Genomic DNA, 19,158 nt, shown 5'->3' on the forward strand with positions numbered 1-19,158 from the left:
CAGCGGGCAGGGCGGAGTGGCGCGATGTGTGCGTTGACGTACGCGCACCGCTTGCGCGCCCCGTCCCCCCACAGCCGTAGACGCAGACCTGCCGACCTCCCGGCCACGACCTGAGAGACCGTGACCGCCGGGCCTCCGAGAGGAACACCTCCCGTGCCTGCTTCATCCGCTCTTCGCCGCAGTTTCGCGGTCATCGCCGCGCTTCCCCTTCTCACCCTCGCCGCCTGCGGTTACGGGTCCGATTCCACGGCCGACAACGCCAAGGAGAAGGTCGCCGCCGGTTCGTCCAAGATCGACGGTCTCGGCTCCGTCAAGATCGGCTACTTCGGCAACCTGACCCACGGGACCGCGCTCGTCGCCCGTGAGCAGGGTCTGTTCCAGAAGGAGCTGGGGGCCACCAAGGCCGCGTACCAGATCTTCAACGCCGGCCCCTCGGAGATCGAGGCCCTCAACTCGGGCTCGATCGACATCGGCTGGATCGGCCCGTCCCCGTCGATCAACGGCTACACCAAGGCGAACGGCACCAACCTGCGCATCATCGGTGGTTCCGCTTCCGGTGGTGTGAAGCTGGTCGTCAACCCGAAGAAGATCAAGTCCCTGAAGGACGTCAAGGGCAAGAAGATCGCGACCCCGCAGCTCGGCAACACCCAGGACGTGGCGTTCCTCAACTGGATCGCCGACCAGGGCTGGAAGGTCGACGCGAACACTGGCAAGGGCGATGTGTCGGTGGTCCGCACCGACAACAAGATCACCCCGGACGCCTACGCGTCCGGTGCCATCGACGGCGCCTGGGTGCCGGAGCCGACCGCGTCCAAGCTGGTCGCGGAGGGCGGCAAGGTACTGCTCGACGAGGCCTCGCTGTGGCCGGACAAGAAGTTCGTCATCACGAACATCATCGTGCGGCAGGCCTTCCTCAAGGAGCACCCGAAGGCCGTCGAGGCCGTGCTGAAGGCCTCGGTCGAGGCCAACAAGTGGATCAACGCCAACTCCGACAAGGCGAAGGCCGCGGCCAACAAGCAGCTGGAGGCCGACTCCGGCAAGGCGCTCAAGCCCGAGGTCCTGGACCCGGCCTGGAAGTCGATCCAGTTCACCAACGACCCGCTGGCCGCCACCCTCAACACCGAGGCGGAGCACGCCGTCAAGGCCGGCCTCCTCGAGAAGCCGGACCTGAAGGGCATCTACGACCTCACGCTCCTCAACAAGGTCCTCAAGGCCGAGGGCGAGAGCACCGTCGACGACGCCGGTCTCGGCGCCAGCTGATCCCCGCCCGACGAGTTCCCAGGAGGTGACGACCATGGCAACGACCTTCGCCAAGGCCGAGGAGTCGGTGGAGTACGCCGCTCGCCTTGAGCATGTCTCGAAGTCCTTCGCAGGACCGGGCGGGCAGCAGCTCGTCCTGGACGACATCAGCATCGATGTCGCACCCGGCGAGTTCGTCACCCTCCTGGGGGCCTCGGGCTGCGGCAAGTCCACCCTGCTGAACCTGGTGGCCGGCCTGGACAAGCCGACCGTCGGCACCATCGCGACGGAGGGCCGCCCGGCCCTGATGTTCCAGGAACACGCCCTCTTCCCGTGGTTGACCGCGGGCAAGAACATCGAACTCGCCCTCAAGCTCAGGGGAGTTCCGAAGAACGAACGGCGCGAGCGGACCGAGGAACTCCTCGAACTCGTCCGTCTGAAGGGCGCGTACGGCAAGCGCGTGCACGAGCTGTCGGGCGGTATGCGCCAGCGCGTGGCACTGGCCCGCGCGCTCGCGCAGGAGAGCAACCTGCTCCTGATGGACGAGCCGTTCGCGGCCCTCGACGCCATCACGCGGGACGTGCTGCACGACGAACTGACGCGGATCTGGACGGAGACCGGCGTGTCCGTCCTCTTCGTCACGCACAACGTGCGCGAGGCGGTACGGCTCGCGCAGCGGGTGATCCTGCTGTCGTCCCGTCCGGGGCGGATCGCCCGCGAGTGGACGGTCGACATCCCGCAGCCGCGCCGCATCGAGGACGCGCCCGTGGCCGAACTGGCCCGTGAGATCACCGAAGAACTGCGTGGGGAGATCCGCCGTCATGGCCAGCACTGAGACGACACCGGCGCAGGACTCCGGGAGCGTCGAGGCGGGCCTCGACGCGCTGGAGACCACGGCCACCGGCCGTACGCCCTTCAGCCAGACCTTCAAGAACAAGATCCTTCCGCCCATCATCGCCGTCGCCGTGGTGCTGGTGGCCTGGACTCTTCTCTACCCGGTCGTCGACAACCCGTCGAAGCTGCCCTCCCCCTCCGATGTCTGGGGCGAGGTCGAGGACCAGTGGCTCAAGGGGACCTTGTTCTCCTACATCTGGGGGAGCGTCTCCCGCGGCCTGCTGGGCTTCCTGCTCGCGCTGGCCATCGGTACGCCGCTGGGCCTGGTGGTGGCACGGGTGAAGTTCGTCCGTGCCGCGTTCGGACCCATCCTGTCCGGCCTCCAGTCGCTGCCGTCGGTCGCCTGGGTCGCGCCCGCGGTGATCTGGCTGGGCCTGGACAACTCGGTGATGTTCACGGTGATCCTGCTCGGCGCGGTCCCGTCGATCGCCAACGGTCTGGTGTCGGGCGTCGACCAGGTGCCCCCGCTGTTCCTGCGCGCGGGCCGCACCCTGGGCGCGACGGGCCTGCGCGGCACCTGGCACATCGTGATGCCGGCGGCGCTGCCGGGCTATGTGGCCGGTCTGAAGCAGGGCTGGGCGTTCTCGTGGCGTTCGCTGATGGCCGCGGAGATCATCGCCCAGTCGCCGGACATGGGCATGGGCCTCGGCCAGCTCCTCGAGGTGGGCCGCACCAACAGCAGCATGGCCACGGTGTTCCTCGCGATCCTGCTCATCCTGTTCGTCGGCATCGCGATCGACCTGCTCATCTTCAGCCCGCTGGAGCGGTGGGTGCTGCGCAGCCGCGGGCTGCTGGTGAAGGGCTGAGTCCCATGAAGCCCGTCCTCCTCGTCATCGCCCACGGCAGCCGCGACCCGCGGCACGCCGCGACGGTGCACGCTCTCGTCCGCCGGGTGCGCGCGATGCGCCCCGGCGTGCGGGTGGAAACGGGCTTCCTGGACTTCAACGTCCCCTCCGTGCAGGGGGTGTTGGAGTCGCTGACGGCGGAGGGTGTGCGGGACGTCGTAGCGCTGCCGCTGCTGCTGACGCGGGCGTTCCACGCGAAGGCGGACATCCCCGCGGTGCTCAGGGACGCGCCGCCGGAGCTGCGGATCCGCCAGGCGGAGGTGCTGGGCCCGTCGCCGCTCCTGCTGTCGGCGCTCGAACGGCGGCTCTACGAGGCGGGGCTGACGCCCGCCGACAAGTCCTCGACCGGGGTCGTGCTGGCCTCGGCGGGGTCCACCGACCCGGAGGCGATCGCAGTGATCGCTGATATCGCGCGGGAGTGGCGGCACACCGGTTGGTGCGCCGTGCGGCCTGCGTTCGCCTCCGCGGCTCTGCCTCGCACGGAGGACGCGGTGCGGGAACTGCGGGCTCTGGGCTGCGCGAAGGTGGCCGTGGCGCCGTACGTCCTCGCCCCCGGGTTCCTGCCCGACCGGATCGCGCGGGGCGCGGCGCAGGCGGACGTCCTGGCCGAGGTGCTGGGGCCCGCGCCGGAAGTGGCGCGGGTGCTGCTGCGGCGCTACGACAGCGCGTCGGCGCGAGTGCTGCTGCGGATGAGCGCCTGAGGCGGCGCTACTCCCCTACGGCCGCGACGGCCTCGTCGGCCAGCCGTACCAGCTCTGCCACCGGCATCGACCCGGCCTGTCTGCGTTCGCGGGCGTAGGTGTTGGCGAGCCGCTGGAGGAGTTCGTTCAGCGGGGTCGGTACGCCGTGCAGGCGGCCGAGGAGGACGATCTCGCCGTTGAGGTAGTCGGCCTCGATGGTGCCGGTGCCGCGGGTGAGGGACTGCCAGGAGGAGCCGCCGCCGCGCGGAGTGCCGTCGGGGGACAGCAGGGTGACCTTGTCGCCGCGGACCTCGCGCTGTTCCTCGGAGCTCGCGTACGCGATTCCGGCCGCGTCGAGCACGGCCACGCCTTCGGCCCGTACCCGGTCGACGAGCGCCAGGGCTTCCTCGCTCTCGACGGGACCGATGACCGCCTCGACCGCGTTGGCGAGGTTGGACAGCAGCTTGGCGTACTGCCAGCGGGCGAGGTCCGGCACGACCGGTGCCTCGAACCTCGACTTCTCCAGGTCGGCGGCGATCCGCCGGGCCGTCTCGTCCGTGCCGTGCGGATGGACGCCCAGGTGCAGGATGCCGGTGAGCGGGCTGCCCGCGGCGGAGACGACTCCGGGTTCGACGAAGGTCGCCGGCAGCCAGACGCAGACGCCGTACACATGCCGGAAGCGCCGCAGGGCCACGCGCTGCCCTTCCACGCCGTTCTGCGCGCACAGCAGCGGAAGCCGCTCGGCCGCTGTGCCGCCGCCCTCGACCGGGGCCGGGCCCCAGGCGTCGAGGGCACCTTCGGTGTCCTGGGTCTTCACGGCGAGGACGAGCACGTCATCGGCGCGCAGGGCACCGAGTCCGGCCGGCCCGTCCACCACCGGCAGCCGGTACGTGAACTCGCCGTCCGGCACTCTCAGCCGCAGTCCACCGTCCCTGAGCGCCGCGTGGTGCGCCCCACGGGCGACCAGGACGACCTCGTGCCCGGCCCCCGCGAGCCGCCCGCCGACGGCCCCGCCGACCGCCCCTGCCCCGATGATGACGTAGCGCATGGCACGAGCCTCGCACACCGTCATTCCGCGAACGGCGTCGCCTGGTGGAAGTAGAGCAGCCACCCGCTCGGTGTGAGCCGCCACAGCGAACTGCGGTGCGCGCGCCTGCCGTCGGACTCGGTGTCGAAGACGAGATGCACCAGACCGGGCGCGAGCTCGACGCCCTTCATCCCGGACACCACGATCGGGCCGGCCGCCTCCTCACCGGCCCCGGCGAGGGCGGCGATGACGGACGTGCGGTCCCAGTGCCGCCCGGACGCGCCGAACTCGTGGAACTCGGGGTGCAGCAGCGCGCCCACCAGCTCCGGCGACGCGCGCACTTCGGGGTCGAGGAGCCTCAACTCCCTCTCTACGGCCGTCTCCACGGCGGGGCCCCGGTCACTCACCCGTCATCTCCACCAGCTTGACGACGGTGTTCCAGTTGCGGCTGGTGGCGATCACGCCCTTGTTCAGCCTCGGCCTGGACAGCTGCTCGGCGAGCTTGGAGCGGCCGAGGCCGTTCGGGACGTACAGGTACAGGGCGCGGTCGCCGAGGCGGAACTCCTCGGGGAGGTAGGCCGACCGGTCGATCTCCGTGAAGCGGTCCGCGTCGACGGGGGCGGAGAAGTAGGTGACGTGGAGCTGCCTGCCCTCCAGTTCGGCGGCCGGGAAGGGGCAGTTGTCGGCGATCGACTTCAGGTAGGCGTGGTCGCGGACGATCACGTCGACCGTGAAACCGAACCGCTTCTCGATCGCGCCCGTGAGCTCGGCGGCCAGGGAGTCCTCGTCGCCGTGGTCGGCGGTGAAGACGGCCTGGCCGCTCTGGAGGTAGCTGCGTACACCGTCGTGGCCGAGGCCTTCCATCAGCGTGCGCAGGTCGGCCATGGGGACCTTCCTGCTGCCGCCGACGTTGATTCCGCGCAGCAGCGCCGCGTACGTCGTCGTCATGCGCCCACCCTAGGACGGCGCCGCTGACCCCGATCGCCGCCCCGCAGAAGGTTCGTTAGATGTAAGGGTCACGATCCTCCCCAGTACGGAGGGCGCGCGGTCCCTTGGGAGGAGCCGAGGGCCCCCGCACTTCACCGGACAGCACGACGAGACGGGTTTATCCAGCTCATACCTTCGAAGCGAAAGGTGGCGGCAGGGGGCTGCCACCGCTCACAAGGGGGCAAGCCCGTCATGGGGAACGGAGACACAAGGGTGCGTGGCCTGGCCGCCCGGGCCGGCGGCTGGAGCGCACGCCACCGATGGGCTGCCGTCGGTATCTGGGTGCTGTTCGTCGTCCTGGCGATGGGACTCGGCTCGGCAGCGGGCCGGGTCGACGTCAAGGACAGCGATCAGCTCAAGGGGGAGACCCACACCGCCGCGAAGATCATCGAGGACGCCGGGATCGACGAGCCGGCCAGTGAGACGGTCCTGATCCAGGCCAGGGACGCCGGGGGCAAGGCGACCGACGCCGACTTCAGGGCGGCCGTCTCCGCGGTCGTGAAGGCGGTCGAGGGCACCGGCAAGGTCACGGACGTCACCTCGCCGTACGACACGAGGACGATCTCCAAGGACGGCCGCAGCGCGCTCGTGCAGTTCGACATGCGCGGCGAGGCGGACACCGCCGGGGAGCGGGTCGAGCCGGTGCTGAAGGCCGTCGAGGGGGTGCAGAAGGAGCACGAGTCGCTGCGGATCGAGGAGATCGGCGGCGCCAGCATGATGAAGACGTTCGACGACGCGTTCGGCGACGACTTCGAGAAGGCCGAACTCTCCGCCGTGCCGGTGGCCCTCGGCATCCTGCTCATCGCGTTCGGCGCGCTGGTGGCGGCACTGCTGCCGGTGGCCCTGGCGGTCACCGCGATCATGGCAACGATGGGCCTGATGGGCGTCGTCAGCCATGTGATGCCGATGAGCGACACCGCCAACTCGGTGATGCTGCTGGTCGGCCTGGCCGTGGGCGTCGACTACTGCCTGTTCTACCTGCGCCGGGAGCGCGAGGAGCGGCAGGCCGGCCGGGACGCCCAGACGGCCCTGCGGATCGCCGCCGCCACCAGTGGCCGCGCGATCATCGTCTCCGGTGTCACGGTGTGCGTGGCGATGGCGGGCATGCTGTTCACCGGGCTCGCCGAGTTCGAGGCGATGGGTCTGGCCTCGCTGATGGTCGTGGCGGTCGCCATGGTCGGTTCCGTGACCGTGCTGCCCGCGCTGCTCTCGCTGCTGGGCGGGCGGGTCGAGAAGGGCAAGATCCCCTTCCTGCACCCGGAGAGCCGGCTGCGCCGCAAGCGGGGCGGCAACCGGGAGAGCCGGTTCTGGACGGCCGTGCTCAAGGGCGTCCTCGCCAAGCCCGTCGTCTCGGTGGTGGTCGCGGCCGGCGCGCTGCTCGCCATCGCGGCGCCCGCGCTCGGCATGAAGACCCAGAACCTCACCCTGGACCAGGAGTTCGGCGACTCGCTGCCGATCGTGCAGACGTACAACCGGGTCAACGACGCCTTCCCCGGCGGCTCCGAGCCGGCCGAGGTGGTGGTCAAGGCGGCCGACATCAACGCTCCCGAAGTCACCGGTGCGCTGGCCGACTTCAAGGCGAAGGCGATCTCCTCGGGCGCCTCGCGCGGCCCGGTCGAGATCAAGCTGCACGACGCGCAGAACCTCGCCTTCGTGTACGTCCCGCTGGTGGGCGGCTCCGACCTGGACAAGGCCGGACAGAGCCTGGACAAGCTGCGTGACGAGGTACGTCCGGCCACCCTTGGCAAGGTCGACGGTGTCGAGGCGCCGATCACCGGACAGGTCGCCGGTTCCAAGGACTTCAACGACCAACTGGCCGGAGCGGTCGTCCCGGTGTTCGCGTTCGTCGTGGTCTTCGCCTTCGTGCTGATGCTGCTGTCGTTCCGCTCGCTGACGGTCGCGATCACCTCGATCGTGCTCAACCTGCTGTCGGTGGGCGCCGCCTACGGCATCCTCGTCGCGGTCTTCCAGCACGGCTGGGGCGCGTCCCTGGTGGGCGCGGAGGGCGTCGGCGCCATCATCACCTGGCTGCCGCTGTTCCTCTTCGTGATCCTGTTCGGCCTGTCGATGGACTACCACGTGTTCGTGGTCTCGCGGATCCGCGAGGCGCACCTGCGGGGCCGCAGCACCAAGGACGCGATCCAGCACGGGGTGGTCACCACGGCCGGTGTCGTCACCAGCGCCGCCGTCATCATGGTCGCCGTGTTCGCGATCTTCGGGACGCTGTCCATGCAGTCCATGAAGCAGATGGGCGTGGGCCTCGCGGCCGCGGTGCTCATCGACGCGACGATCATCCGGGGCGTGCTGCTCCCGGCGGTCATGGCGCTGCTCGGCGAGCGCAACTGGTACCTGCCGCAGTGGCTGAACCGGCTGCCCGACCTCACCCACGACGAGGCCGCTGACGCCGTGGCCCCGCCCGCGGCGCGGGACGACGAGGGTGAGCCACTGAGGGTCTGACCCCTCCGCAGTGAGGGCTGAACCCCCTTGTACTGAGGGCCCGTTGGTCACCGGGGAGCCAGCGGGCCCTCACTCATGCCCGGCGCGCGCCCAGTTCGGCCTCGATGAGGTCGGCGGCCCTGCGCGTGCCGCCCTCCTGTGCCATCTCCGCCTGGACCTCCTTGAGCCTGCGGGCGACCTCGGGGTCGTCGACGAGCGCGAGGGCGGCTTCGCGCAGCGCCTCGGCGGTGGCCTCCTCGGTGTCGATCCGGCGGGCCACCCCGAGCCCCTGGAGCATGTCGGCGTTGCCGAACTGGTCCACGGCCTGCGGTACGGCGATCATCGGCGTGGCGGTCGCCAGTCCCTCCTGGCTGCCGCCCGCGCCGGCGTGCGTGACGAACAGGTCGGCCTGCCTGAGGACCGCCAACTGCGGTACCCAGGAGCGCACTTCGACGTTGTCCGGTACGGCGCCCAGTTCGGCCGGGTCCACGTGCTTGCCGATCTGGAGCACGAGGTGCCAGCCGGGGAGGTCGCCGAACGCCTCGAGGCACTCCTTGTAGAAGTCGGGCCGCTTGGTGAAGGAGGAGCCGAGGGAGACGAGGGCCACCTTCCCGGCCGTCTCCGGGCGCCGCCACTCCCCCTGGGAGGCGCGGTCCCCCTGACAGGCGCCGACGAAGGTGTACACGCTCTCGTCGACCCGGTCGGCGTTCGGCTGGAGCGCCCTGGGGATCAGGACGAGGGAGCGGTCGGGCCGCCCGAGGAAGGAATCGGGGTGCAGGCCGATCCCGTTCTCCCGGAGCCAGCCCTGGAAGCGGGCGTAGTAGGCCTGCCCCCGTGCGGTGCTCTTCGGCTCGGCCCACAGGGGCTCGGCGACCTCCTCCTCGTAGCCCTGCCAGGCGACGAGGTTCGGCGAGAGGGAGATCGCGGGCACGCCCCAGCGGTGGGCGAGGACGCGGGCCGGGTACGCGGTGATGTCGTGCAGGACGAGATCCGGTTCGTCGCCGTCGTACGCCTCGGCGAGCTGCGGCAGGGCCTGCATCGCGTCGGCGAGGAAGAGCTCCACGTGGTCGAGCAGTTCGGTGCCCCAGGCCGACGGGTCGTCGTCGGGCCCGGGAAGCGTCGAGTTCCACGGCTTCACCTCGGCCCCGGTCTCGGCGACCTTCCCGGCGAACAGGGGCGGGACGGCGTACGTGACCCGGTGCCCGCGCGCCACGAGCTCGCGGACCACCTCGAGGCTGGGGTTCACGTGACCGTGGGCGGCGATGGAGAACATGGCGATGTGTGAGGTCATGGCGGCCACTCTGCACGAGACGAGACGTCTCGTGCAAGCCGATTTCGGTCGCCGGGAGCCGCGCCTCCCGTTTCTCAGCGCTGGTAGCGGGCCAGCACCAGGTTCCCGTCCTCCTCCAGGCGTGTGCGCAGCTCGCCGAGGCCGATCGACCCGCTGTAGTACTCCTGGAAGGCGGGGGTGGCGACCTTGTCCTTCCACTCCGGATAACCCCGCACGGACTGCGCGGGGGCCGACCGAAGGTGTGAGGCGAGGGCGGTCCCCGTCGCCCAGCCGTCCTTCGCGGTGTGCAGGGCGGGGCCCTTCAGGGCCGCGGTTCCGGTGGGCAGCATCCAGTCCCCCAGCGCCAGCCGGACCATGTTCTTCGGCCGGAGCAGGAAGTCGATGAACTCGGCGGCCTCCTTCTTGTGCGGGCTGTCCTCGGCGACGGACAGGGTCTGCGGGCTGACTCCCTGGGTGAGCCCGTCGGTGCCGGCCGGGGCCGGCAGCACCTGCCACCGGAAGCCCTTCGGCGCCTGCTGCGCGATCTGCTGACGGTAGGAGAACCCGAGCGGGACCATCGCGTACTTGCCGCCGAAGAAGCCTGGCAGGGTGTCGGAGCCGCCGCTGCCGAGCGTGGTGGGCGAGGCGCTGTGGTCGGTGTTCGCCTGGTCGTGGATCGTGCGGGGCACGGTCTCGTCGGCCTTCTCGAAGCGGATGGTGACCTTTCCGTCGGCGTCCCGGTGGAAGAGCTGTCCGCCCGCCGACAACGACAGGTTGAGGGTCGCGGAGACGGGCTCCTTGAGCGGCCAGGCCACGCCGTACTTCCCGTCGCCGCTGAGCTGCTCGGTGATCCGCCGGAACTCGCCCCAGCTCCAGGGGTGTTCGGGGGTGGGGACGCGTACACCGGACTCCTTCAGCCACTCGGCGTCGGCGACGAGGACCCGCGGTTCCTGGAGGAAGGGCACGCCGTAGACGCCGTCGCCGAAGGTGGCGGACTGCCAACTCCGCTGCGGGATGTCCGACTTCAGCCGCCGGGACAACAGGCTCCTCAGGTCCGCGAGGTATCCGCCGTAGGCGAAGTCCGCGAGGTCGTCGGAGGCGTCGTGGATGATGTCGGGCGCCTCGCCGCCCTCGAAGGAGGTGAGCAGCTGGTCGTGGACGCTGTCCCAACTCCCCTGCACGTACTCGACCTTGATGCCCGGGTGGGTGGCGTTCCACTCCTTCACGAGTTCCTGGTTGGCCTCGACGGACTCCTCCTGCCAGGCGAGGGACTGGAAGCGCAGAGTGACGCGGCCGTCGTCGGAGGTGCTCGTGTCGGTGCACCCGGCCAGGAGCAGGAGGAGGACCCCTGCGAACCATCGCGCACGCATCAGCTCTTCACCGCCCCGGCCAACATGCCTCCCGTGATACGGCGTTGGATGATCGCGAAGATGACCAGCGACGGCAGGGTGGCGAGGAAGGCGGCCGCCGCCAGCGGGCCGAGGTCCGCGACTCCCTCCGCGCCGATGAAGTGGGTGAGGACGACCGGCAGGGTCTGTTTGTCGGCGGTCTTCAGCAGCACCAGGGCGAAGAAGAACTCGTTCCACGCGGTGATGAACGCGAACAGCGCCGTCGCCACGATTCCCTGCGCGAGCAGCGGCGCCGTCACCGACACCAGGGTCCTGAGGCGCCCGGCCCCGTCGACGGCCGCCGCCTCCTCCAGCTCGGTCGGCACGGCACGGACGTATCCGACGAGCATCCACAGCGCGAACGGCAGCGCCCACACGACGTACACCAGCACCAGGCCCGCGAGGGAGTTGATCAGCCTGAGGTTCTTCAGCACCAGGAACAGCGGGATGATCACCAGTACGAGCGGGAAGGCCTGGCTGACCACCACCCAGCCCGTGGCGGCCTTCGCGAGCCGGGTGCGGTGGCGGGCCATGACGTAGGCGAGCGGAGTCGCGATCAGTACGGCGATCACGGCGGCGGTGAGCGCGGCGAGCAGGGAGTTCCCGGCGGCGCGCAGCAGGGGCTGTTCGTCGAAGGCCTGCCGGAAATTGTCGAGCGTGGGCTCCCGGGGGATCCACGTGGGGTGCAGACTGCCCAGCTCTCGCGGGGACTTGAAGGCGGTGGAGACCAGCCAGAGGAAGGGGAAGGCGAGGAAGACGAGATAGGCGAGGAGGGCGGCGTACTGGCCGACGCGGCCGGTGGCGCTGGTCCTCATGCCTCGTCACCTCCCCGGAGTCGGCCGACCAGGAAGAGGGCGAGGAGGACGGAGATGACGGCGACCATCACACAGCCCATCGCGGCGGCGTAGCCGAACTGGCCGTAGCGGAAGGCCTCTTCGTAGGCGAAGAGCATGGGCAGACGGGTGCGGCCGCCGGGTCCGCCGCTGGTCAGCACGTACACCAGGGCGAACGAGTTGAAGTTCCAGATGAAGTTGGTTCTGATCGTTTCCGTGATTCCGTGACTACTCGGTTTCAAGTTCTACGGCCTCTCTACCTGCCTCTTAGTTCCTCGCGAGTGCCCATGCGTGGTCATGTGTTGCCACTCGTGGCCATGATCGTTTCCCACTTGTTTCCCAGTGGGAGACTGAGGGCGGGGCGAGTGCATAAAAGCGCCGGGCCCGGCTCCCTGGGGACGCCCTCGAAGGCGATGGATGGGAACCGGGCCCGGCTTCTATATTCAACGAGTACCCGCCACATCGATCACGATGATCGGTTCACTCGTTCGGGTGGATACCGCGTGCGCATTGCCGGGTACCCGGGTAGGTCCGCCACGTGACCGCCAAGGGGGGTGCAGCGGCCAGGCAGTGGACCCTTCGACACCTCGGGGACCTGAACCCCGCGGTGCCGAAACCTTTCTTCTTCAGTTGACAAGCGCCACCCGTCAGCCCATCCGGCTGCTGGATATATCCAGGATCAAGGGTGGCCCATAGCGTCGGACTCCAAGTCATGATCTTCGGCAGGGGTTCCGATGCCAGCAGCACGCCACAGGCGGATCGCTGCTGACATTCAGCGGCGCATCGCTGCCGGGGAGTGGCGGCCTGGACAGGACCTGCCTTCGAGAGCCGAGCTAGCTGCCGAACTCGGCGTGAACCCTCAGACTGTGCGCCTCGCCTATGTGCTGCTGCGTCGGGCCGGCGTTCTGGCGGGCGAGGAGCGCCGGGCGGTGTATGTGGCGCATCCTCCTGCTATGCGCACTCTCACCGACGCGGATGCCGATTGGCCGTTTGCCAGCGAGACCACCGACACCCGCTCGCGCCCCGCCACGGTGGAGCTTGCGGAGCGGCTTGGCGTCCGCGTGGGTGCGGTCCTGCAGCATGAGGCGGTGGAGTGCCTGGATCCTGGCGGCCGGTCGGCGATGCTGATGGAGTCGTGGTGGCGTGGCCGGCGTCGGCCGCATGCGGCGTTCAGTGCCGAGGTGGGGGCGGTGGCTTTGGAGGAGGGGCAGGCGCACGCGCTGGGGCTGCTTGTGGACACGCTCGCGTTCCGTGTCGTCCGCACTCGTTTCGACCATGTAGGCCGCCCCCTGGAGACTGCTGATCTGCTCTTGCCGATGGATCGGTGGCTGATCCGGCTTGCGCTAGGGCAGCCATAGCTGTGGCGGGGGCATAATCTGCCACCCCTCCCTGACTTGTAGTCAAGCGGTAAACCGCCGGTAAGGGAAGCGTGTTCCCTGCATATATCTGCACTGATTGTGCGCGATCGATTCAACTGCGTAACCGCTTGCCAAGGTTCTGGCCAGGACTTTCCTGACACGCCGGTCAATGATCGCGTATCGCCCACCCTCAACCCGGTCGTCGCAGCCCTGGGCGCCGGCCAGCCTCACTCGTCGTGCATGCACGCATCGAGCACGGCCGCGGCCTCGCCGAGGGTCTGCACGTGCAGTGCGGCGGATCGCAGCCCGGATCCGAGACTGCCGGTGAGCGCATCCCTGGCTTGCAGGAGGGCCTGTTCGCAGCGGGCCCATTCCGTGGTGCCGGTCGCCAGGCGGTCGAGGCGGCGTCGCACCTGCTCGGCGAGGTCCCGGATGACGTCGCGCAGCTGGTCGTGCATCTCCTGGCAGCGGTCACGCGTGGGGAGGATGCCGGTCGCGTCGCGGGCTTCGGCGATGAGGTCGTCGAGTTGCGCCTGCTGTGCGGTGTGGCGTTGCTCCGTACTGTGGCTCACGTCGACGCTCCGTTCGTCGGCCATGCCCCCGGGCCGTTGCTGGCGGTCGCGGGGGTCCCGTGCAATTGCAGGCTAGCCCGACTTGTATCGCTCTGTCTCACGACGTAGCGATACGTAGCCCGAGATGCCGCTCCATGGGGGCACGCCTAGCTTCAGATCATGGCGACTGATCCGGATGCGGTGATTGATCACGAGGGGCCTGTAACCCCGTACCGGCAGCTCGCCGACATCCTGAAGGCGCGGATCGCGCGCGGCGACTGGCAGCCGGGGCGGCCGATCGCCTCGGAGACTCGGTTGGTGCAGGAGTACGGGATTGCTCGGACCACGGTGCGGCGCGCGCTTGACGTCCTCGTCGAGGAGCAGGTCGTGTGGAAGGTACAGGGGCGCGGGACCTACGTCGGGCAGGCGCCCGAGGAGGGCTAGCCGGTCAGGCGCCGAGGAGCGTCATCATTCGCTGCTGCAGCTCGTCCCCGCCCAAGGCGACCGAACCGTCGGGTCCGACGACCTCGACCGCCGACAGCTCGCTGCGTTCCCAGCCGTTGGCAAGGAAGGCGACCGCCTCGTCGAGCGTGTCGCACTCTTCCTCACACTCGCTGAAGTACCGCCAGTAGCGTGCCCTGTAGATCGGTTCGCTCATGCAGCCAGGATGACAGATCGGTCGCCCTCGCCAGAGCCTCTGACAGTGCCCGACGATAGACTCGGATCATGCCCCCCTCTCCTCCGGCGCCGATTCCCGTGCGGTCTGCCGCCGTCGTGGACGCGGAGATTCGCGCCGTGCTGGAAGAGGCGCGCGGCTGGCTGTGGGGGCCCACCCGGGAACGCTACGAGCAGCTACGGGCGGAATGGGTGGAGGCCGTGCGGGCGGAGATCACCACCGCCGCGTAGGGTGACGTGCGAGCGCCCCGCCTGCTTACCTCAGGCGGGGCGCCACTTTTGCGCGGGCTACGGGCGCCACGCCTCCAGGTAGCCGGGACGGCCGTCGTACACCGCCGCCTTGCGCTTCGCCCACCGCTCCACGACGTGCAGCATGGCGGGCAGGTAGTCGGCCTCGCGGCGCAGCGCGGCCCTGCGCGTCGGGTCGTCGTCGTGCTCTCGCGTCATCCGGCTGGCTTCCTTCTGGTGTGCCTGGTGGGCGCGGAGGAGCCGCTGGTACTCGGCGAGGAGTTCGCGGTCGACCTCGATGTCCCGCAGCACCCGCGCCGGATCATGCTCGACGATGTGCTCGGCAACGCCAGCCCAGTTCGCGGAGGCGCACTCTTCCGCCCGGTCGCCTTCGGTGGCGACGATGACGCCGGTCTCCCCGATCTGCCGGAAGCTGTCGCCCGCTCTGCGCGCGCTCCGCTCGTCCTCGTCGAGCTGGGCGCGCAGAAAAACGATCAGGTCATCCATCCTGCACCTCCGTCTCCTTGACCGCAGTCGTGCAGTCCGGGCACGTGATCTTCGTGCCGCGAGGCAGCCACTTCGAGGCCTTGTCCCACACCCACCTGCCGCACGCGGTCTGCCTGTTCTGGATCCCGACACGACGGACCATGTGCGCGGCCCGGTCGCCGTAGAAGCAGCCCCGCTTGATGCCCGTGAACTCGTGCCGCCCGGCGAAGTCGCACTCCCCGTTGCAGGCATGACAGTACGGGTCCCCGGCCACGAGCGGCGAGTACTTCGCGCGGTGCTCGGCATGCCCGTCGTGGTCGCCCTTCGGGTGCGTGCACAGCACGCAGCGCGAGGAGTCCGGGCCGGGCTCGGACTGCTCCACCCGGCCGTCCTTCCATCGCTCGGAGAACCAACCGCACGTGAAGCAACACGGGTCTTCGATGCTGAAGTGCGGAGCGAATATGGAGCGGCCGCCATCGTCGGGCGCGTTGTCCCAGTGCTGGACGATGGCCCACTTCGTGGGTCTCGGGTCGGTCACTGCACAGCCTCCGCGGCCGCATCGTGCGCCTTCAGGGCCTGCGAGATGGCGCCGACGCTCGGGTTCTTGCCCTTGCTCGCACCCTCGGCGATCCGAAGGTGCGGCTGGATCTGCCGGATGGTGTAGCCCTTCTGCCGCAGAGCCACGGCCTGGATTGTCAGGGCTTCCGTCATGACGGGCCTGCGACCACCCACGCGCCCCCGGGCGCGCGCGGCTGCTAGGCCGTCCTTGGTCTTCTTGACGATGTCCCGGCGTCGCTCGGAAGCCAGCACGAGGGAGAGTTCGAGCAGGAGGTTCATCTCGGTGTGCTCGCCGGCGCCAACCCCTGCGAGCACCTTGACGGAGATGTTGCGCTCGAAGAGTTCGGCGAGGGTGACGAGTCCGGTGAGGGTGTCGCGGCCGAGGCGGTCGACTTCCTGTACGCACAGCATGTCGCCGTCGCGCAGATAGTCGAGGGCGGCGCTCAGGCCGGGCCGGTCGACGACGGCCAGCTTGCCGGAGACCTTCTCCTCGAAGACCTTGACGCAGATCGGGTCGAGGGCGTCGTGCTGTCGATCCACGTTCTGCTTGTCGGTTGAAACTCGGACGAGCCCGATCAGCGCCATGCAGCCTCCATATTCATCAAAGGGTTTGGGTGAGTTCCTGAACGGTAGCAGTTGATGAACCGTTTGATGAACAGAATGAGCGAGAGCGGCCCTCGGCTCGGGCATCGGCGGCCCGTATTCATGTAACGACCGATTGATGAACAACCCGGAAACAGCGAAGCGCCCCCGCTCCCCCGCCCGAAGGCGGCAGGAGCGGGGGCGTAGTCGTGGGGTCAGGTCTCGTCGACGAACGGCGGTAGGTCGGGTTCGAGGAATGGGCTGATGGACGGTGCTGGGACGGGCTGTTCGTCGATGCGGCCCATGCGTTCCAGCGAGTCGGCGTCGGCGGCGGTGTCGTCGCGGCGCGGGGACCGTGGCACGGCTTCAGGCATGAATCACACTCCAGTTCGGTTGTACTCGTCCACCAGAGGTTCAGCTGGTTCAGGGTCTATGCCCGCCCGGTACATCTGGCGGGACCATCGGTCGGCTGTCCGGGCGAATGCCCTCAGGACCGACTCCATGCGGACGACGCGATCCCGGAGCGACTTGTTCTCCTCGTCGACTCGCTTCACGGTGGCTTCCAGGACGGCGAACTCCTGGGCCTTCGCCGCGGGTGCCGCCTGGATTGCTGCTGCGGTCCGTGTGCCCCGGTAGGTGAACCAGCCGGTCACGCCGACGCCGATCAGGGTGATGCCCGCCCCGATGATGCCCCAGATTCCGTTCACCCGGGTCTCCCCTCAGCCGCCTGGCCGAGGGTCCGGGGTGTTCCGGCATCAGGCGGGACTCGTGATGCGCACCAGATGACCCCGCAGTGCGATGTGATGTACCAGGCGAACAGCCACAGTCCGCGCGGATAGTCCCCCAGGATGCCCGCCCATCCGTAGGTGAAGGCCCAGATGGCGGGCGGGATGGATGCGGCGACGAAGCCGAGGCCGTCTCTGCCGAAGCGCAGCCACGCGCAGCTGAAGGTGGCCGCCCCGCAGATGATCCACACCCATGCCCAGCAGTGCAGTGGCGCCCAGCGGGTCAGCATGCTGAGCCCGGCCTGTGGGGGCGGTTCGAAGATGAATGAGGCGCCGAAGCAGATTTTGCCGATGCCCATGAAGACGAGGAATGGTCCGCGCCGGCCGAGATGCCCGCTGAACCAGCGGAACGCCCGGCGCGGCACTCAGACTCCCTGAACCGGGGACGCCTTGACCGGGCTGGACTGTTCGAGTGGCACGGCCGGCACGGGGGCGGTGACCTCGCGGTGCTCGAAGAGGGCGAGGACCGCGGCGACGAGCGACATCCATCCGGCCTGCTGCTCCGCGGACAGGTCGAGGCCGAAGCCGATGAACAGGGCCAGGCCGGCGGAGGCGAGCTGCAGGATGGCGGCGCCGAGCGCTCCGTTGCGCAGGACGATGGCGGAGGTGACCGCAACGATGCAGGACAGCACGGTGTTGATGAGTGCCTGCTGGTCGCCGGACACGTCGAGGCCGTAGGCCGCGGCCAGCTTCAGGGCGATCGCGATCGCGCCGAGCAGGTAGACGGGCTCTCTACCGAAGATCTTCATGGTCAGGACTCCTGGTTCTGGGCGGTGGTGACGTCGACGGACACTTTGATGACGGCGTCGGCGATGGCCTTCTGGACGGCGGCAACGACCTGCTCGGTGTCGACGTTGGAGCCGATGAGCTGCGCGAGCTTGGCGATGGCCGCGGTCTGCCCGGCCTCCATCGTGAGGATCTTGACGGTGTTCTCGAAGGTGCCCCGCAGGAACGTTTCCGGCACCCACGTGGTGTTGGTCTTGTTCGCCTCGGTCGACCCGGCGGGGATGTCGTCGATGCGCCAGACCGCGTTGTGGACGTCCTGCTTGGTCATGCCCGCCATGGGGTCCTCCTGGGTGGTGCCTGCGTTGAGGGTGGCCAGCACGTCGGCGCGCACGCCGGGCATGGCCATGATCTTGCTGGGGGCGTAGCCGGGATCCCACTTGTCGGAGGACCACTCGCCGTGCGCGATGACCGACTTCTCCGACCAGCCGTGGAAGTCGAGGATCGCCGCCGACAGCCGGAGGGCCGTCTTGTACTGGGTGTCGGCCATCGGCTTGCTGCCCGAGTACTGGATTTCGACGCCGTAGAAGTGGGCGTTGCCGTCGACCCCGTTGCTGTTGCCGCGCGTCGGGTGCAGCTGGCCGTTGTAGTCCTCGTTGATGACGTGCTGCAGGACGGCTGGGTCGCCGCCGCCGGCGTGGTTGGCGCGGCCCCAGCCCACCAGATAGACGATGCCGTCGGCGCCGATGGAGAACTGGCAGAGCGGGCCCGGCAGATCGGCCAGCCCGTTGTACAGGGTGCTGGAGGCGTAGGACTTGGCATTGGCGGCTGGCACTGCGGCCCCGGTGTGGTGCCAGATGAAGCCGTTCACCGGACCCCAAGCGCCCTTGCTGTTGCGGTTGTGCGTGGCCCAGCCGGGGATCTCGACGTACCGGATACCCCACTTCTTCAACTGGGCGACGACCTGCGCATCCGTCATCGGTGTAGCCATGGTCCCCCCGTTCAGGTGGTCTTGATGAAGACGACGTGCAGGCGCAGGTTCGACCCGTTGTTGATGTTGCCGGTGGCGGATCGCAGCGTGCAGATGCCGTCGGTGCCGACAACGAACCCGCCGCCCGCGACACCCGAATCCCACGTGCCGTTGATGGTCTGGTGAGTGGGCCGCCAGCCGGACGGCAGGGTGCAGCACACGGTGTCGTTGATGTTGCCGTTGGCTTCGTTGATAGTGGCGCCGGTGCGCGTCAGGTAGATGTCGATGGCGGTGACGCGGCCCTCGCGGTAGCCGGCGAAGTCGAGCTGGCTGAACCCGGAGGCAGCCGACAGGCCACTGCTGGTGCTGGTCAGAGACTGCGGCGGGGTCACCCAGGTTGAGCCGTCGTACACCTCCAGGCGGCCCACATCCATCAGGTAGGTGGCCATGCCCTCCACGGGTGCCGTCGCCCCGGAGAGGGCCGCGCCGCGGGCCGATGCGGACGCGAACCGCATCACCGAGCGGGGTGCGATCGCGTTGGCGAGGTCTTTGGCGAGCTTGGAGGCGTCCGGGGCGTCCGTCAGGGACGCAATGTTGACGCCCTGCCCGTAATCGTCCGTGGTCGGCACAAGGCGTCCCTTCT

The 19,158-nt window shown here is 69.2% G+C and carries 25 protein-coding genes and 1 pseudogene; 8 read left to right on the forward strand and 18 right to left on the reverse strand.

Translation table 11 applies throughout. The features are described from left to right. Nucleotides 1–153: 153 nt before the first annotated feature. From ABZT93_RS27145 to ABZT93_RS27160, 4 genes are read left to right on the forward strand one after another with little or no spacing between them, the layout of a single operon-like run. Nucleotides 154–1,260: an aliphatic sulfonate ABC transporter substrate-binding protein gene (locus tag ABZT93_RS27145; protein ID WP_356109386.1), complete on the forward strand. Its 1,107-nt coding sequence runs from the start codon at nt 154–156 to the stop codon at nt 1,258–1,260. Between the two features lie 34 nt (nt 1,261–1,294). Further along, nucleotides 1,295–2,074, forward strand: a complete 780-nt coding sequence (locus ABZT93_RS27150; protein WP_356109388.1) for an ABC transporter ATP-binding protein — start codon at nt 1,295–1,297, stop codon at nt 2,072–2,074. Beyond that, nucleotides 2,061–2,939: an ABC transporter permease gene (locus tag ABZT93_RS27155; RefSeq protein WP_356109390.1), complete on the forward strand. Its 879-nt coding sequence runs from the start codon at nt 2,061–2,063 to the stop codon at nt 2,937–2,939. The genes ABZT93_RS27150 and ABZT93_RS27155 overlap by 14 nt, the downstream gene beginning before the upstream one ends. Before the next feature lie 5 nt (nt 2,940–2,944). Continuing rightward, complete coding sequence (locus tag ABZT93_RS27160) at nt 2,945–3,679, forward strand: sirohydrochlorin chelatase (protein ID WP_356109393.1); 735 nt, start codon at nt 2,945–2,947, stop codon at nt 3,677–3,679. A 7-nt stretch (nt 3,680–3,686) separates the two neighbouring features. On the opposite strand, the gene ABZT93_RS27165 is transcribed toward ABZT93_RS27160, so the two are convergent. Genes ABZT93_RS27165 through ABZT93_RS27175 form a run of 3 tightly spaced genes read right to left on the reverse strand, consistent with a single transcriptional unit; the run spans nt 3,687 to nt 5,633 of the window. Next, complete coding sequence (locus ABZT93_RS27165) at nt 3,687–4,706, reverse strand: 2-dehydropantoate 2-reductase (protein WP_356109396.1); 1,020 nt, start codon at nt 4,704–4,706, stop codon at nt 3,687–3,689. Nucleotides 4,707–4,726: 20 nt separating this feature from the next. Further along, entirely contained in the window at nt 4,727–5,092 is a 366-nt protein-coding gene (locus ABZT93_RS27170) for a nuclear transport factor 2 family protein (protein ID WP_356109400.1), read from the reverse strand. After that, on the reverse strand, nt 5,085–5,633 hold the full coding sequence (locus ABZT93_RS27175; protein WP_356109403.1) for a DUF1697 domain-containing protein: 549 nt from the start codon (nt 5,631–5,633) through the stop codon (nt 5,085–5,087). Before ABZT93_RS27175 ends, ABZT93_RS27170 begins: the two co-directional genes overlap by 8 nt. A 231-nt stretch (nt 5,634–5,864) precedes the next feature. On the opposite strand from ABZT93_RS27175, the gene ABZT93_RS27180 reads away from it, so the two are divergent. Further along, a complete protein-coding gene (locus ABZT93_RS27180) occupies nt 5,865–8,129 on the forward strand; it encodes an MMPL family transporter (protein WP_356109405.1) in 2,265 nt (754 codons plus the stop codon). A 73-nt stretch (nt 8,130–8,202) separates the two neighbouring features. Here ABZT93_RS27180 and mgt read toward each other — a convergent pair whose 3' ends face one another. The 4 genes and pseudogenes from mgt to ABZT93_RS27200 form a co-directional block, all read right to left on the reverse strand. Then, complete coding sequence (gene mgt / locus ABZT93_RS27185; RefSeq protein WP_356109408.1) at nt 8,203–9,399, reverse strand: macrolide-inactivating glycosyltransferase; 1,197 nt, start codon at nt 9,397–9,399, stop codon at nt 8,203–8,205. A 74-nt stretch (nt 9,400–9,473) separates the two neighbouring features. Continuing rightward, nucleotides 9,474–10,748, reverse strand: a complete 1,275-nt coding sequence (locus ABZT93_RS27190; protein ID WP_356109411.1) for a sugar ABC transporter substrate-binding protein — start codon at nt 10,746–10,748, stop codon at nt 9,474–9,476. Continuing rightward, entirely contained in the window at nt 10,748–11,581 is an 834-nt protein-coding gene (locus ABZT93_RS27195; RefSeq protein ID WP_356109413.1) for a carbohydrate ABC transporter permease, read from the reverse strand. The genes ABZT93_RS27190 and ABZT93_RS27195 overlap by 1 nt, the downstream gene beginning before the upstream one ends. Next, nucleotides 11,578–11,793, reverse strand: a pseudogene (locus tag ABZT93_RS27200) (sugar ABC transporter permease); the annotation flags it as partial. The gene ABZT93_RS27195 and the pseudogene ABZT93_RS27200, both read right to left, overlap by 4 nt. Before the next feature lie 540 nt (nt 11,794–12,333). Here ABZT93_RS27200 and ABZT93_RS27205 point away from each other — a divergent pair. Next, the gene (locus ABZT93_RS27205) at nt 12,334–12,957 is read left to right on the forward strand and encodes a GntR family transcriptional regulator (protein WP_356109416.1); all 624 of its coding nucleotides are present in this window, start codon (nt 12,334–12,336) and stop codon (nt 12,955–12,957) included. A 227-nt stretch (nt 12,958–13,184) separates the two neighbouring features. Here ABZT93_RS27205 and ABZT93_RS27210 read toward each other — a convergent pair whose 3' ends face one another. After that, the gene (locus ABZT93_RS27210) at nt 13,185–13,529 is read right to left on the reverse strand and encodes a DUF6415 family natural product biosynthesis protein (RefSeq protein ID WP_356109418.1); all 345 of its coding nucleotides are present in this window, start codon (nt 13,527–13,529) and stop codon (nt 13,185–13,187) included. A 159-nt stretch (nt 13,530–13,688) separates the two neighbouring features. On the opposite strand from ABZT93_RS27210, the gene ABZT93_RS27215 reads away from it, so the two are divergent. Further along, on the forward strand, nt 13,689–13,952 hold the full coding sequence (locus ABZT93_RS27215) for a GntR family transcriptional regulator (protein ID WP_356109421.1): 264 nt from the start codon (nt 13,689–13,691) through the stop codon (nt 13,950–13,952). 4 nt (nt 13,953–13,956) lie between these two features. On the opposite strand, the gene ABZT93_RS27220 is transcribed toward ABZT93_RS27215, so the two are convergent. Next, nucleotides 13,957–14,166, reverse strand: a complete 210-nt coding sequence (locus tag ABZT93_RS27220) for a hypothetical protein (protein WP_356109424.1) — start codon at nt 14,164–14,166, stop codon at nt 13,957–13,959. 68 nt (nt 14,167–14,234) lie between these two features. Between ABZT93_RS27220 and ABZT93_RS27225 the strand changes: the two genes are divergently transcribed. Continuing rightward, nucleotides 14,235–14,414 (forward strand): hypothetical protein, encoded by a 180-nt coding sequence (locus ABZT93_RS27225; protein WP_356109427.1) that lies wholly within the window; start codon nt 14,235–14,237, stop codon nt 14,412–14,414. Between the two features lie 57 nt (nt 14,415–14,471). Here ABZT93_RS27225 and ABZT93_RS27230 read toward each other — a convergent pair whose 3' ends face one another. The 9 genes from ABZT93_RS27230 to ABZT93_RS27270 form a co-directional block, all read right to left on the reverse strand. Beyond that, the gene (locus tag ABZT93_RS27230; RefSeq protein ID WP_356109429.1) at nt 14,472–14,918 is read right to left on the reverse strand and encodes a DUF6221 family protein; all 447 of its coding nucleotides are present in this window, start codon (nt 14,916–14,918) and stop codon (nt 14,472–14,474) included. Next, nucleotides 14,911–15,435, reverse strand: a complete 525-nt coding sequence (locus tag ABZT93_RS27235; protein WP_356109432.1) for a hypothetical protein — start codon at nt 15,433–15,435, stop codon at nt 14,911–14,913. The genes ABZT93_RS27230 and ABZT93_RS27235 overlap by 8 nt, the downstream gene beginning before the upstream one ends. Beyond that, entirely contained in the window at nt 15,432–16,040 is a 609-nt protein-coding gene (locus ABZT93_RS27240) for a recombinase family protein (RefSeq protein WP_356109435.1), read from the reverse strand. The genes ABZT93_RS27235 and ABZT93_RS27240 overlap by 4 nt, the downstream gene beginning before the upstream one ends. 212 nt (nt 16,041–16,252) lie before the next feature. Then, nucleotides 16,253–16,411: a hypothetical protein gene (locus ABZT93_RS27245; protein ID WP_356109438.1), complete on the reverse strand. Its 159-nt coding sequence runs from the start codon at nt 16,409–16,411 to the stop codon at nt 16,253–16,255. A gap of 3 nt (nt 16,412–16,414) precedes the next feature. Then, on the reverse strand, nt 16,415–16,744 hold the full coding sequence (locus ABZT93_RS27250; protein ID WP_355736589.1) for a hypothetical protein: 330 nt from the start codon (nt 16,742–16,744) through the stop codon (nt 16,415–16,417). Continuing rightward, a complete protein-coding gene (locus ABZT93_RS27255; RefSeq protein WP_356109441.1) occupies nt 16,741–17,187 on the reverse strand; it encodes a hypothetical protein in 447 nt (148 codons plus the stop codon). The genes ABZT93_RS27250 and ABZT93_RS27255 overlap by 4 nt, the downstream gene beginning before the upstream one ends. Further along, a complete protein-coding gene (locus tag ABZT93_RS27260; RefSeq protein WP_356109443.1) occupies nt 17,188–17,571 on the reverse strand; it encodes a hypothetical protein in 384 nt (127 codons plus the stop codon). 2 nt (nt 17,572–17,573) lie between these two features. Beyond that, complete coding sequence (locus ABZT93_RS27265; RefSeq protein WP_356109446.1) at nt 17,574–18,524, reverse strand: N-acetylmuramoyl-L-alanine amidase; 951 nt, start codon at nt 18,522–18,524, stop codon at nt 17,574–17,576. A gap of 23 nt (nt 18,525–18,547) precedes the next feature. After that, nucleotides 18,548–19,144 (reverse strand): hypothetical protein, encoded by a 597-nt coding sequence (locus ABZT93_RS27270; protein WP_356109449.1) that lies wholly within the window; start codon nt 19,142–19,144, stop codon nt 18,548–18,550. Between the last annotated feature and the right edge of the window lie 14 nt (nt 19,145–19,158).

Source organism: Streptomyces sp. NPDC005303, from assembly GCF_040607335.1.
Taxonomy (GTDB): Bacteria; Actinomycetota; Actinomycetes; order Streptomycetales; family Streptomycetaceae; genus Streptomyces.

Coding starts and splice junctions, on each gene's coding strand:
- ABZT93_RS27150 (WP_356109388.1), top strand. CDS start 1,295: ATGGCAACGACCTTCGCCAAGGCCGAGGAGTCGGTGGAGTACGCCGCT.
- ABZT93_RS27205 (WP_356109416.1), top strand. CDS start 12,334: ATGCCAGCAGCACGCCACAGGCGGATCGCTGCTGACATTCAGCGGCGC.
- ABZT93_RS27175 (WP_356109403.1), bottom strand. CDS start 5,633: ATGACGACGACGTACGCGGCGCTGCTGCGCGGAATCAACGTCGGCGGC.
- ABZT93_RS27220 (WP_356109424.1), bottom strand. CDS start 14,166: ATGAGCGAACCGATCTACAGGGCACGCTACTGGCGGTACTTCAGCGAG.
- ABZT93_RS27265 (WP_356109446.1), bottom strand. CDS start 18,524: ATGACGGATGCGCAGGTCGTCGCCCAGTTGAAGAAGTGGGGTATCCGG.
- ABZT93_RS27190 (WP_356109411.1), bottom strand. CDS start 10,748: ATGCGTGCGCGATGGTTCGCAGGGGTCCTCCTCCTGCTCCTGGCCGGG.
- ABZT93_RS27240 (WP_356109435.1), bottom strand. CDS start 16,040: ATGGCGCTGATCGGGCTCGTCCGAGTTTCAACCGACAAGCAGAACGTG.
- ABZT93_RS27155 (WP_356109390.1), top strand. CDS start 2,061: ATGGCCAGCACTGAGACGACACCGGCGCAGGACTCCGGGAGCGTCGAG.
- ABZT93_RS27160 (WP_356109393.1), top strand. CDS start 2,945: ATGAAGCCCGTCCTCCTCGTCATCGCCCACGGCAGCCGCGACCCGCGG.
- ABZT93_RS27260 (WP_356109443.1), bottom strand. CDS start 17,571: ATGAAGATCTTCGGTAGAGAGCCCGTCTACCTGCTCGGCGCGATCGCG.
- ABZT93_RS27215 (WP_356109421.1), top strand. CDS start 13,689: ATGGCGACTGATCCGGATGCGGTGATTGATCACGAGGGGCCTGTAACC.
- ABZT93_RS27180 (WP_356109405.1), top strand. CDS start 5,865: ATGGGGAACGGAGACACAAGGGTGCGTGGCCTGGCCGCCCGGGCCGGC.
- ABZT93_RS27195 (WP_356109413.1), bottom strand. CDS start 11,581: ATGAGGACCAGCGCCACCGGCCGCGTCGGCCAGTACGCCGCCCTCCTC.
- ABZT93_RS27225 (WP_356109427.1), top strand. CDS start 14,235: ATGCCCCCCTCTCCTCCGGCGCCGATTCCCGTGCGGTCTGCCGCCGTC.
- ABZT93_RS27230 (WP_356109429.1), bottom strand. CDS start 14,918: ATGGATGACCTGATCGTTTTTCTGCGCGCCCAGCTCGACGAGGACGAG.
- ABZT93_RS27165 (WP_356109396.1), bottom strand. CDS start 4,706: ATGCGCTACGTCATCATCGGGGCAGGGGCGGTCGGCGGGGCCGTCGGC.
- ABZT93_RS27245 (WP_356109438.1), bottom strand. CDS start 16,411: ATGCCTGAAGCCGTGCCACGGTCCCCGCGCCGCGACGACACCGCCGCC.
- mgt (WP_356109408.1), bottom strand. CDS start 9,399: ATGACCTCACACATCGCCATGTTCTCCATCGCCGCCCACGGTCACGTG.